At 30.1% G+C, this 12,162-nt stretch carries 6 protein-coding genes; all 6 read left to right on the plus strand.

What is annotated here, in order from left to right; all coding sequences use genetic code 11:
- The first annotated feature begins 530 nt into the window (after nucleotides 1-530).
- The 6 genes from glgB (at nucleotide 531) to glgD (ending at nucleotide 11,561) form a co-directional block, all read left to right on the plus strand.
- Complete coding sequence (gene glgB / locus COL3_RS24330; protein WP_008421683.1) at nucleotides 531-3,200, plus strand: 1,4-alpha-glucan branching protein GlgB; 2,670 nt, start codon at nucleotides 531-533, stop codon at nucleotides 3,198-3,200.
- Nucleotides 3,201-3,280: 80 nt separating this feature from the next.
- Nucleotides 3,281-4,720, plus strand: coding sequence for a glycogen synthase GlgA (gene glgA, locus COL3_RS24335; RefSeq protein WP_008421682.1), 1,440 nt, complete (start codon nucleotides 3,281-3,283; stop codon nucleotides 4,718-4,720).
- A gap of 25 nt (nucleotides 4,721-4,745) precedes the next feature.
- Nucleotides 4,746-7,181 carry a glycogen/starch/alpha-glucan phosphorylase gene (locus COL3_RS24340; protein WP_008421681.1) on the plus strand — a complete coding sequence of 812 codons (2,436 nt, stop codon included), beginning with the start codon at nucleotides 4,746-4,748 and terminating at the stop codon, nucleotides 7,179-7,181.
- Nucleotides 7,182-7,194: 13 nt separating this feature from the next.
- Nucleotides 7,195-9,021 carry a glycoside hydrolase family 13 protein gene (locus COL3_RS24345; RefSeq protein ID WP_008421680.1) on the plus strand — a complete coding sequence of 609 codons (1,827 nt, stop codon included), beginning with the start codon at nucleotides 7,195-7,197 and terminating at the stop codon, nucleotides 9,019-9,021.
- A gap of 254 nt (nucleotides 9,022-9,275) precedes the next feature.
- Nucleotides 9,276-10,436, plus strand: coding sequence for a glucose-1-phosphate adenylyltransferase (locus tag COL3_RS24350; RefSeq protein WP_008421679.1), 1,161 nt, complete (start codon nucleotides 9,276-9,278; stop codon nucleotides 10,434-10,436).
- Between the two features lie 24 nt (nucleotides 10,437-10,460).
- Complete coding sequence (glgD, locus tag COL3_RS24355) at nucleotides 10,461-11,561, plus strand: glucose-1-phosphate adenylyltransferase subunit GlgD (protein ID WP_008421678.1); 1,101 nt, start codon at nucleotides 10,461-10,463, stop codon at nucleotides 11,559-11,561.
- Nucleotides 11,562-12,162 lie beyond the last annotated feature (601 nt).

The raw sequence follows: 12,162 nt of genomic DNA on the forward strand, positions 1-12,162 counted from the left end.
CTGCATGGGAGACTGTGTGGCAGAGTAGGACGTTGCGAGGTAATTATAAAGGATAGTCATTTTGGCTATCTTTTTTAGCTTATAGGAATAATCTTTCGAAATTAAAGTTAGTGGAGAAAAATAAACTAAATTAATTAAGAAGAAAATTAAGATATAACTTAAGTAAGAAAAATATTTTACCTAAATATAACTTGATGATTATGAATATTAAAGAGATAATTTTATAAGAATTATCTCTTTTTTTAATTTTGTAAACAATTAAGTAATCATTAATTCTTTGTCAAGGATTTTTTTGAATAAGCGGTTAGATGATAACAACTGTGGAAAATAATTCAATAAATATGAATAAATATACATAATTATTTGCCAATAAGCAAATAAGCTAATAAATTTTATGAAAAATATAGAAAAATAAGTGAAATGTGCTACAAACTTTGGTAATATATATATATAATAATAAAAGTAAAGCATAAGTATACAAACTTATAATTATGAGAGGGAAAGAGAAATATGGATGGGGGTATAGTTTAATGCAAGATAAGACAAAAAGCAGTAAAACTAACAATAGAGAGAATGTAAGCCTAGAACAAAATACAGTTAAATTGGCAGGTCAGGACAAAGAAACAGTTACTAGAGAACAATCACCAGCTGTTAAAAAAGAAAGAACAACAAGAAGCAGAAGTAATACGCAAAAGAAAGTTGCTTCTAAGGAAATAGTGAAAGCAGAGTCTAACGAAATAATATCAGAAATTAAAGAAAAGGATATTATTGCAAAAGATGCAGAAGTTAAGGAAAAACCAAAAGAAACTGCAAAGAAGACTAGCGCAAGAAGAGGTGGAGAAACTAGAACGGTAACAACAAAGCCAAAAATAAGTAAAGAAATAGATTTAACAACAGAAGAAAAAAATTTAAATAATATACAAGAAACGCTTTTTAATAGTAAAGAAACAGAGGTATCAGCTAAAGAGAATGAGATAGAAAAGCAAAAGAAAACTACAGCATCAAAATCAACAACTGCAGCAAAAACATCGACAAAATCAAAGATTATTGCTAAAGAAGATGAAACCAATCAAAGCCAAGCAGAAGCTGTAGTTAAAACAAAAACTACAAGAAAAGCAACTCCCAAAAAAACTAGTGAAGTTCAAAGCAAAGCTACTAGCCCAAAGGTAGAAAAAATACAAACTAAAGCAGAACAAATAAAAAATACAGTGAAAAAGGTTGTAGAGAAAGTGGATAAAACTGAAATAACGAATTTCAATACGTATTTATTTCATCAAGGTAAAAACTACGAAGCTTACAATATCTTGGGAGCACATGTTAAGACCGAAAAAAGAAAAAAAGGTGTGCAATTTGCGACATGGGCACCTAATGCTAAAGGTGTATATGTAGTTGGTGATTTTAATAACTTTGAGGTAAGGGATGAGTATAAACTTGAAAAAATAACTGAAAATGGTTTGTGGAAGGGATTTTTTACAGAACCTAAGGTTGGTGACAGATATAAGTATTGTATAATAGAGCCAAATGGTCAGCAAGGAGAATACAAATCAGATCCATATGCAATAAAGACTGAGTTAAGGCCTAATAATGCATCTGTAATATATGCACCTAAAGAATTTACATGGACTGATCAGAAATGGATAGAAAAAAGAAATAGAATTAATGTATTAGAACAACCTTTAAATGTATATGAAATACACTTGGGTTCTTGGAAAAGAAATAAGGATGGTGGATTTTTAACATATGAAGAAATAGGAGAAGAATTACCTAACTATTTAAAAGATATGGGATATACACATGTAGAAATAATGCCACTTGTTGAACATCCATTGGATGCATCTTGGGGATATCAAGGTACTGGATATTTTTCACCAACAAGCAGATACGGAGATCTTGAAGGGCTTAAAAAATTAATAAATAAATTACATGAATATAATATAGGAGTAATAATGGATTGGGTACCAGGGCATTTCTGTAAGGATGCTCATGGATTGTATAAATTTGATGGAACACCAACTTACGAATATCAAGATGAATGGAGAGCTGAAAATAAGGGCTGGGGAACTTGCAACTTTGACTTAGGAAGACCAGAAGTAAAAAGTTATTTGATATCTAATGCATTATATTGGTATAGAGAATTTCATATAGATGGACTCAGAGTAGATGCTGTATCGAGTATATTATATTTAGACTATAGCAGATCACATGGAGAATGGGTTCCTAATAAATATGGTGGAAATGGAAATTTAGAAGCAATTGACTTCTTGAAAGAATTGAATAAAGCTGTTTTCGAAGAATATTCAACAGCACTTATGATTGCAGAAGAATCAACAGCATGGCCAAATATAACTAAGCCGCCTGTTCATGATGGGTTAGGGTTTAATTTAAAATGGAACATGGGATGGATGAATGATACATTAGAATATGTCCAAATAGATCCGAAATATAGAAAGCATAATCATAAAAATATAACATTTGCTATGATGTATAATTACGCTGAAAATTATTTATTACCTCTTTCACACGATGAAGTTGTTCACGGCAAAAAGTCATTGGTAGATAAGATGTGGGGAGATGAATGGAATAAGTTTGCAGGTCTAAGAGCATTTGTTGGCTATATGATGGGGCACCCAGGAAAGAAATTATTATTCATGGGATGTGAATTTGCTCAAACAATTGAATGGAGAGAATATTCACAATTAGAATGGAGTCTAATTGATGATGTTGAAATGAGTAAGAAAACACAATTATTTTTTAGGGATTTAAATAATTTATACATTAATAATAAAGCTTTTTGGGAGCTTGACCATGATTATAGAGGCTTTAATTGGATAGAAGCAGATAATAATGAGCAAAGTATATTAATTTTTGCTAGGAGAAGCCGAAATGACGAAGACACTTTAGTTTTCGTGATTAACTTTACTTCGACAGTATATTATGATTATCAAATTGGTGTTCCAATTTTAGGAGAATATGAGGAATTATTTAATACTGATGATAGCAAGTACGGTGGATCAGGACAAATTATGGGTGAACCATTAATAGCAGAGAAAGCACCATTCCATAATCAGCCATATTCATTAAAAATAAAAGTACCACCGATGGCAACGTTGGTATTAAAGTTAAAAGAAATCAATAGAGGACAAGAAATTGGGATTGCTAATGAATTATCAAATGGTGAAGTCAATGAGGTTATAAAATAAAAGTAATATAATATCTTCTTAATTATTATTTAATAATTAAGAAGATTAAAAAGTTGTTTTGACGTTAAGGGGGATAAAGAATGAGAGTTTTATTTGTGGCATCTGAAGCAAGTCCATTTATTAAAACAGGAGGGCTTGGAGATGTTGCGGGAGCATTACCAAAAGCACTTGCACAAAAAAATGCAGATGTGAGAGTCGTTATACCAAAATATAAAGAAATAAGTTGGGAAGTAAGAGATAAACTAAGATTTGTTAAATGGTTTAATGTAAGAGTTGGATGGAGAGAAGAATTTTGTGGAGTATGGGAATGCTTTTATAATGGAGTAACATATTATGTTTTAGATAATGAAAGATATTTTAATAGAGACGGAATATATGGTTTTTATGATGATGCTGAAAGGTTTGCATTCTTCGATAGGGCTGTACTTGATATGTTAAGACAAATCGACTGGCAACCGGATCTAATTCATTGTAATGATTGGCAAACAGGAATGCTTCCTGTATTGCTGAAATTTGAATATAAACGAAATGATATGTTTTATTGGAGAATGAAATGTGTATATTCAATTCATAATATAGCATTTCAAGGTGTTTTCGATCCTCAAATATTACCAGAATTATTTGGATATGATATGGAACTTTATGATAATACATGTCTAAAATTTGACGAAGGCGTAAGTTATATGAAAGGTGGGTTATACTACTCAGATATAATTACAACCGTTAGTAATACTTATGCATACGAAATACAAACCCCTGAGTATGGTCAGAGGTTAGATGGTGTATTAAGAGATAGATCTTATGCTCTAAGAGGAATAACTAATGGTATAGATTATGATGAATTTAATCCAAAAACAGATAAATTTATCAAAAAGAATTATGATATAAATTCAATTAAGGATAAAGTAATAAATAAGACTGAACTACAGAGAGAATTAGGATTAGCTGTTGATGAAAATATTCCGATGTTAGCACTTGTGACTAGATTAACACAACAAAAGGGTATGGATTTGCTGGTAAATATATCTGATAGACTATTACAACAAAATGTTCAATTAGTTGTATTAGGAACAGGTGATAAACATTATGAAGATCACTTTAAATGGCTAGATTATAGGTATGGGAACAAAGTGTCGACCAATATAAGATTTGATAATGGATTAGCAAATAAGATTTATGCAGCATGTGATATGTTTTTAATGCCCTCGCTTTTCGAACCGTGTGGACTAGGACAATTAATAGCACTTAGATATGGTTCTATTCCTATAGTTAGAGAAACTGGAGGATTAAAAGACACGGTAATGGCATATAATGAGTATACTGGTGAAGGTAATGGATTTGGTTTTGCAAATTATAATGCAGATGAATTATATAATATCATTCAATATGCTTTATGGATATATAGAGATAAAAAGAAGTGGAATAATCTAATTAAAAATGCTATGAATTCTGATAATAGCTGGAATAAGTCCGCAGAGGTATACTTAAACTTATATAGAGAATTAACAGGTCAAGATTGAAATACTTTGATCAGGGGGTGCATGAATGCTCGAAATGGATAAAAAAGCATTTAAAAAAGCTTATGTTAATAAGTTTTTAGAGATGCATGGTATTGAGTTAAAAGAAGGGACTAATCAGCAAAAATATGATTCTTTAGGAAGTTTAGTAAGAGATTATGTTACAAGGACCTGGCTTAAAACTAATAAAAAGTATAATAAGACTGGAGAAAAACAGGTTTATTATTTTTCGATGGAATTCTTGTTAGGAAGGCTTCTTGGAGATGCTTTATTAAATATAGGTATAAGAGATATATGTAAGGAAGCTTTATCGGAATTAAATATAGATTTAGAGGAGTTAGAGAATTTAGAGCAAGACCAGGGTTTAGGAAATGGTGGTCTTGGAAGACTTGCAGCTTGTTTTTTAGATTCCATGGCATCTTTAAATATTCCTGGAAATGGTTGCGGGATTAGATATAAGTATGGGTTTTTTGAACAAAAAATTATTGATGGGAAACAAGTTGAAGTATCTGACGATTGGTTAAGGGAAGGAAATGTTTGGGAGAAGAGAAAAGCTGAAAAGGCTGAAATTGTTAAATTTGGTGGAGAAATAAGAGTAAGTGAAGTAAATGGACGATTAAATTTTACGCACGTAAACTTTGAACCAGTCCTAGCAGTACCATATGATACACCTATCGTGGGATATAAAAATGAGATAGTAAATACTCTTAGATTATGGAGTGCAGAAGCTGTTTCAAATGAGTTCGATTTTTCTTCATTTAGCAGAGGTGATTTTCTTCAAGCAATTAAGTATAAAAATTCTGTTGAATCAATTTCGCAAGTTTTATATCCAGAAGATTCGTTTTATGAAGGAAAAATGCTTAGATTAAAGCAACAATATTTCTTTGTTTCAGCAGGAATTCAAAGTATAATCAGACACTTTAAAAAGCACGGAAAGGATATACAGCTTTTAGACGAAAAAGTAGCAATTCATATAAATGATACTCATCCGACTCTTGCAATACCAGAACTTATGAGAATATTAGTAGATGAAGAGGGATTAGAATGGGATACAGCATGGAGGATAACTACTAATACAGTATCATACACTAATCATACAATACTTGCAGAAGCTTTAGAAAAATGGCCAGTTGATATGTTTAGAAAATTACTTCCAAGAATATATATGATTGTCGAAGAAATAAATCGCAGATATTGTGCAGAATTGTTGGTAAAGTACCCGGGAAATTCAGATAAAATTAGAAGAATGGCTATAATAGCAGATGATGAAGTTAAGATGGCACATTTGGCAATTGTGGGAAGCCACAGTGTAAATGGAGTAGCAAAGCTTCATACTGAGATATTAAAGAAAAAAGAGATGATAGACTTCTATTATTTATATCCAAATAAGTTTAATAACAAGACAAATGGAATTACTCATAGAAGATGGCTTTTGAAAAGTAATCCGGAGCTTACAAAACTAATCGAAGACACTATTGGTGATAGTTTTATAAAACACCCACTCGACTTAAAAAACTTTGAAAGACACTTATACGACGAAGTTGTTCTAGAACAATTGGGAAAAATAAAAAAATTTAACAAAGAAAAGCTAGCAAATTTAATATTAAAAAACGATAATATAAATATAGATCCTAATTCTATATTTGATGTTCAGGTTAAAAGAATACATGCTTATAAGAGACAGATGCTTAATTGTTTAAGGATAATGGATTTATACAATAAATTAGTTGATAATCCTAATTACGATATAGTTCCAAGAACATATATATTTGGTGGTAAGGCCGCACCCGGGTATTATTTGGCGAAGAACACTATTGAACTAATTAATTGTGTTGCTAATAAAGTAAATAATGATCCTAGAGTGAATGCAAAAATGAAAGTGGTATTCATCCAGAATTACAGAGTTTCGCTAGCGGAACAAATAATTCCAGGAACAGATGTAAGTGAACAAATTTCTACAACTACAAAAGAAGCATCAGGAACATCAAATATGAAATTTATGATGAATGGAGCTATTACGGTAGCAACATTAGATGGGGCAAATATAGAAATAAGAGATGAAGTAACAGATGACAATATAGTAATTTTTGGCTTAACTGCGGACGAGGTGCTTAACTATTATCAAAATGGAGGATATAAATCCATTGATATTTATAATAGTGATGTAAGAGTAAAGAGAGTAATTGATGATTTAGTAAATGGAAAGTATCATAACGATAAGGAAAAGTTCAGAAGAATTTATGAAAATCTGATAAATTACAATGATGAATTTTTTGTTTTGCAAGATTTTGATTCATATCTAAAGGCTCAAGATAAAATTGATACTCTTTATAGAGATGCTCATAAATGGCAAAGAATGTGTGGAATTAATATAGCACATTCAGGAATATTCTCATCTGACAGAACAATAGAAGAATACGCAACAGGGATTTGGGGATCTGAGGTAATTTATAAGAATCTTTAGGAGGGTAAATCAAATGAACGGTATGCAGGTATTACATGACTCGCAAAGCATAAAATTTAGGAAGCCTTTCGGAGCTGTAGAGGTTGGCCAAAAAGTTAAACTATCAATTAATATTGATAAGGAAATAGTAGTAGCTATAGAATTGGTACAGTTTGATGGCACTAGGTTAAATATGGGTATGCAAAAGGAATATCTAAATAATGGCGAATTTAGATATTCAGTAGAAATTGATACATCTGATGCTTTGGGAATATTAGAATATTATTTCATTCTAATTGATGGGTATGATAGGTTATATTATGGAAACAATGACGAACGTTTGGGAGGAATTGGCCAAATATATACCTACAATCCTGTACCGTATCAAATAACTGTGTATGAAAAGTCTTATATGCCTAATTGGTATAAAGAGGGAGTAATATATCAAATTCTTATAGATAGATTCTATAACGGAAATAATAATAATAAGATAAATACTCCGAAAGAAAACTCGTTTATTTATGGAACGTGGAATGATAGTCCTATGTATATTAAAGATAACTTTGGAAGAGTTGTTAGGTGGGACTTTTATGGAGGAAATCTAAAAGGTATTATAAAGAAACTGGATTATATAAAATCTTTAGGTGCAAGTATAATACAGTTAAGCCCCATATTTAAATCTCCTAGCTGCCATAAATATGATACCGGAGATTACGAAGTTGTAGATGAGATGTTTGGCACGAATGATGAATTTAAAGAGTTATGTGAAGCAGCAAAAAGAAAGGGAATTAGGATTATTCTGGATGTAGTATTAAGTTATACTAGTTCTGATAGTAAATATTTTAATAAACTAGGAAGTTTTGATGCTGTTGGGGCATACAATTCTCCTAATTCAAAATATTATGATTGGTATAAGTTTATTAAATATCCATCTAATTATGAGTCATGGTGGGGAATAAGTGAAAGGCCTAATATTAATTCCATGCAAAAGGGATATATTGACTATATTATACAAAATGAAGATGCTATTATGCAAAGATGGATAGAATTAGGTGCAAGTGGGTGGAAATTAGATGTAATTGATGAATTGCCGGATGAATTTATTGAACTGATTAGAAAAAGGATTGGGGAAATTAATAAAGAGGCTGTACTTCTTGGAGACATTTGGGAAGATGCATCTAACAAAATTAGTTACTCTAAAAGAAGAAAATATTTGCAAGGCAGAGAAGTACATGCAGTAACTAACTATCCTTTAAGGGAAAGCTTAATTAACTTTACTAAAGGTTATATAAAATCAGATAGATTCAGACAAAGAATTATGTCTTTATATGAAAATTACCCTAGAGAAAGCTTTTTCGGAAATATGAATGTTGTGGGAACAAATGATACTGAAAGAATTTTAACAGTTTTAGATGGAAATATTGAATTATTAAAAGTACTTACAACAATTCAGTTTACTTTACCTGGTGTACCGCTTATTTATTATGGAGATGAAGCTGGTTTGATAGGTGGGAGAGAGCCCGATAATAGAAGAAGTTATCCATGGGGGAGAGAAAATAAGCAACTTGTTGATTTTTATCAAAAGTTAATAAATATACGAAATAGTGAAGATAGTCTAAAAAAAGGGGACTTAGTCATCTATGAAACAGATCTAGATGCATTAGCATTTGAAAGAAATTATGAAAATGAGAAAATATTAGTCGTAGTTAATGTTTCAAATGAACAAAAATTAATTAAAGATATTAACTTAAATGGATCTTATGTAAATTTATTAGACGCTAGTGAAAAATATAAATTTGTAGGTGAAAATGCAGTAATAGCTATTTTTCCGCGTAATTTCAAGATATTACGTAAAATTTAGTTTGCGCAAATATTATGTAGATAATAGAAAATTGGCGAATAATTTCAGTATAAATTTATGGAAAAACATGTAAAAAAGATATATAATATACTGTATCTCAAATAATGGATTATGGTGGTATGAATTATTGATAATATAATAGGCTATAAACTTATTGGTATAATACAATATGTTAAGCATATTATTAAATATAAAAGCATAAAATATAAAATTTTATCTAATGAGAACAAAAACATATGAGAGGAGATAATATTATGGGTAAAAATGAAATTGTAGCAATGATACTAGCTGGTGGACAAGGATCGAGGTTAGGTGTATTAACAAAGAAATTAGCGAAGCCAGCAGTACCATTCGGTGGAAAATATAGGATTATAGATTTTCCGTTAAGTAATTGTTCAAATTCGGGAATATATACAGTAGGGGTATTAACTCAATATAAGCCATTAGAACTAAATGCACATATTGGAATAGGCGAAGCGTGGGATTTAGATAGAGCTCACGGAGGGGTGCACGTATTGCCACCATATCAAGAAGAAAAAGGTGGAGAATGGTATAAGGGAACTGCAAATGCAATTTATCAAAATATAGAATTTGTTGATAGATATGATCCTGAATATATTTTGATTTTATCTGGAGATCATATTTATAAAATGGATTATACTAAAATGTTAGATTTCCATAAAGAAAAAGGAGCGGATGCTACCATAGCAGTAATTGAAGTTCCAATGGACGAAGCATCTCGTTTTGGAATAATGAACACTAGAGAAGATTTATCAATATATGAATTTGAGGAGAAACCAAAAAATCCAAAAAATAATTTAGCATCCATGGGAATTTATATATTTAACTGGAAGACTCTTAAGAAATATTTAAAAGAAGATGAAGCAGATAAAACTTCAAAAAATGATTTTGGAATGAACATAATTCCTAGCATGCTTGGAGATGGAAGCAAAATGGTAGCTTACCCTTTTAAAGGATACTGGAAAGATGTTGGTACTATAGATAGTTTATGGGAAGCAAATATGGATTTAATTAAGGATGATAATGAACTTGATTTACATGATGAAGAGTGGAAAATCTATTCAGTTAACCCAGTAAGACCAGCACAATATATAGGTGAAAATGCGAAAGTATCAAATTCACTTGTTGTTGAAGGTTGTGTTGTTAATGGGCAAGTTGAGAATTCTATAATATTCCAAGGGGTTCAGATAGGTAAAAATTCAGTTATTCGTGATTCAATTATTATGACAGATGCAAAAATAGGAGATAATGTAGTCATTGAAAAAGCGATTGTTGGAAATGGAGCTATTGTTAGAAAGGATTGTAAGATTTCTTTAGGTGATGAAATAGCTATTGTAGCAGCAAAAGAAGAAGTAAAAATGGGTACAGTTATTGAAAACAACAAAGCTGTTTAGAAGATCACTAAGGGGGAGAAAGAAATGAAAAATTGCATTGGTATAATTAACTTAGATGAAAATGAGAATAGAATGGGAGAATTAGTTGTCAATAGATCTCTTGCTTCAGTTCCAATTGCAGCAAGATATAGGGTTATAGACTTTGTACTATCAAATATGACAAACTCAGGAATTAATTGTATAGGTATTTTTACAAAAAATAAATCAAGATCATTAATAGACCATTTAACTAATGGTAGACCATGGGATTTGAATAGAAAAAAAGACGGATTAAAAGTTTTTAATTTTGGTTATGAAGAACCTGTTTATGACGATGTTCATAATTTTGCTGAAAATGTACAATTTTTAACGCATAGTAGGAGAGAATATGTATTATTAGCACCAAGCTATATGATTTGCAATATAGATTACAATGAAGTATTAGAATACCATAAGAGTACTGGAAAAGATATTACAATGGTATATAAGAAGGTAAACAATGCAGATGAAGCTTTCATTGATTGTGGAGTAGTAAATTTTGATGATTCGGGAACCGTAATTAGTGTAGGAGAAAATATAGGAAAAAGTCCAAAGGCTAATATTAATATGGAGATGTATATACTTAAGACTGAACTGTTTATAAATATTGTAAATGAATGTATAAGTAGTGGAATGCATAGAAAAGTTAAAGAATATATTCACAATAACTTAAATACATTAACAGTTGGAGCATATGAATTTACAGGACATTTAGATTGTATAAATTCAATTAAGGCGCTATATGATAGTAATGTGGGACTTTTGAATAGAAAAATTAATAAAGAAATTTTTAATGAAGAGAGACCAATTTATACGAAAACCAAAGACGAGGCCCCAACACATTATGCAGAAAAGAGTAATGTTATAAATTCTATTATTGCTAATGGCTGCCGTATTGAAGGGACAGTTGAAAATTGCATAATAAGCAGAAGAGTATATATAGGTAAGAATACTAAACTAAAGGATTGCATTATAATGCAAAATACTGTTATTGGAGATGATGCAGTATTAGATAATGTAATTGCAGATAAAAATAGTGAAATTGGGAAGGGCGAAACCCTTATTGGATCTGTTATGTATCCTTTAGTTATAAAGAAAAAAAGATAATGTTAATTTAAGATAAAAGAAAACTGATAATAGTTAAAAGGCATTGAAAATTAGACTTTGTATATCATTAACTTTAAGTTGTTACATTATAATGATAATTTTTTAAACATTAGTTATGGTGTAATAACTGAAAAAGTAAGCAGAGTATTTCAATGTCTTTTTTATATGTGCTAATAGCTCTATTATAAAAAGTAAAGGTACAATAAAGTAACAGGTATCTATTTAAATTATTTCTTATAACATATATAATTTACTGAAAATTATTATAGAATAGATAAAAAATAATCTGATATTTTAAATACAATATTTTAGAAATCATTTATATAATTTAAGTGTATCTTGCAACTTGAAATGCTATTAGGAGTAATAAATTTTAATATATTAATAAACAAAGGGTTGACATAATATATATAACATGATAAGATAAAAAACGTCGCTAAACGACATATAACTTTTGAGGAAATTGATAAAGTGTTTTTAAGAAATATGATAAAAAAGATTTAAAAAAAGTTATTGACAATGTCGAAAGCAAGTGATATACTAAAAAAGTCGCTTGAGGGTGACGAAAAATAAAAACAAATTACAACAGTAGTTGTAAGAA

The organism is Clostridium sp. LS, from assembly GCF_002760435.1.
In the GTDB taxonomy this organism is placed as follows: Bacteria; Bacillota; Clostridia; order Clostridiales; family Clostridiaceae; genus Clostridium.

Bases quoted from the DNA above. Each gene is read 5' to 3' on its own strand.
- COL3_RS24345 (WP_008421680.1), top strand. From the start codon at position 7,195: ATGAACGGTATGCAGGTATTACATGACTCGCAAAGCATAAAATTTAGG.
- glgB (WP_008421683.1), top strand. From the start codon at position 531: ATGCAAGATAAGACAAAAAGCAGTAAAACTAACAATAGAGAGAATGTA.
- COL3_RS24350 (WP_008421679.1), top strand. From the start codon at position 9,276: ATGGGTAAAAATGAAATTGTAGCAATGATACTAGCTGGTGGACAAGGA.
- glgA (WP_008421682.1), top strand. From the start codon at position 3,281: ATGAGAGTTTTATTTGTGGCATCTGAAGCAAGTCCATTTATTAAAACA.
- glgD (WP_008421678.1), top strand. From the start codon at position 10,461: ATGAAAAATTGCATTGGTATAATTAACTTAGATGAAAATGAGAATAGA.
- COL3_RS24340 (WP_008421681.1), top strand. From the start codon at position 4,746: ATGCTCGAAATGGATAAAAAAGCATTTAAAAAAGCTTATGTTAATAAG.